Consider the following 1204-nt stretch of genomic DNA (forward strand, 5'->3'; position numbering starts at 1 on the left):
TGTGTCACGCATCAAGTGTGACAGGGCTTGAAGAATCGTTGGGGAGTGGTGCGATGACCAACGACATTCCAAGCATTAAGCATTCCGATGTGATCTTTATTATCGGTTCTGACACCACATCTGCGCACCCGATCATCGCTTCGCACATCAAACAGGCGATTCGTCATCACGGGGCACGCTTGATTGTGGCAGACCCGAAACGAGTGGACATGGCCGAACATGCAGAGCTGTACTTAGCGCATCGTCCGGGTACGGATGTTATGTTGCTCAACGGCGTGATGCAACAAATCATCAAAAATGGTTGGTACGATCAAGAATACATCGAAGAGCGCGTAGACGGCTTTGATACCTTGCTTCAAGAGGTGATGTCGCCAGCGTACAACCTCGACAAAGTTGAGTTAGTGACGGGCGTAAAAGCGGACGATATTTTCGCGATGGCGCGAATGATTGGTACGGCAAAACGCACGGCGGTGTATTACTCAATGGGTATTACCCAGCATACAACAGGGCACGACAACGTTCGTTCGATTGCAAACCTGCAATTGTTGTGTGGCAATATCGGTATTGAGGGTGGTGGTATTAACCCACTGCGCGGTCAATCAAACGTGCAAGGTGCGTGTGATATGGGCGCATTGCCGAACTGTTATCCGGGATACCAAAAAGTGTATAACCCGATTGTTCGTCAGAAATTCGCGATTGAGTGGGATGCGCCGAACTTACCTTTTGAGCAAGGGCTTACCCTAACGGAAATCATCGATGCGGCGTGCAAACGAGAAGTTCGCGGGATGTACATCATGGGCGAAAACCCAGTACTGAGCGATCCAAACCAAGCACACGTGATTGAAGGGTTAGAAGCACTCGACTTCTTGGTCGTGCAAGACATCTTCCTCACCGAGACGGCGCAGTACGCCGATGTGGTATTGCCTTCTTGTTCATTTGCGGAAAAATCCGGTCACTTCACCAATACTGAGCGACGCGTGCAGCGCGTTAATGCGGCAGTGAAAGCGCCGGGTGAGGCGAAAGAAGATTGGTGGATCATTCAAGCGATCGCAAACGCGATGGGCAGCGATTGGCATTACCAGTGTGTTTCTGAAATCACTAGCGAGATCGCGCGTGTAACGCCGCAATATGCAGGGTTGCGTTGGGACGCGATCACGCCGAACGGTGTTCAATGGCCAAGTAACAAGAACAATCCAAACGGTAC

The 1204-nt window shown here is 50.9% G+C and carries 1 protein-coding gene; it reads left to right on the forward strand.

What is annotated here, in order from left to right; all coding sequences use genetic code 11:
• A partial coding sequence (locus R7P35_RS25090; RefSeq protein WP_318093107.1) for a molybdopterin oxidoreductase family protein occupies nt 1-1204 on the forward strand: 1204 nt, incomplete at both ends.

It is taken from the genome of Vibrio sp. Vb0304 (assembly GCF_033338995.1).
Lineage (GTDB): Bacteria > Pseudomonadota > Gammaproteobacteria > Enterobacterales > Vibrionaceae > Vibrio > Vibrio alginolyticus.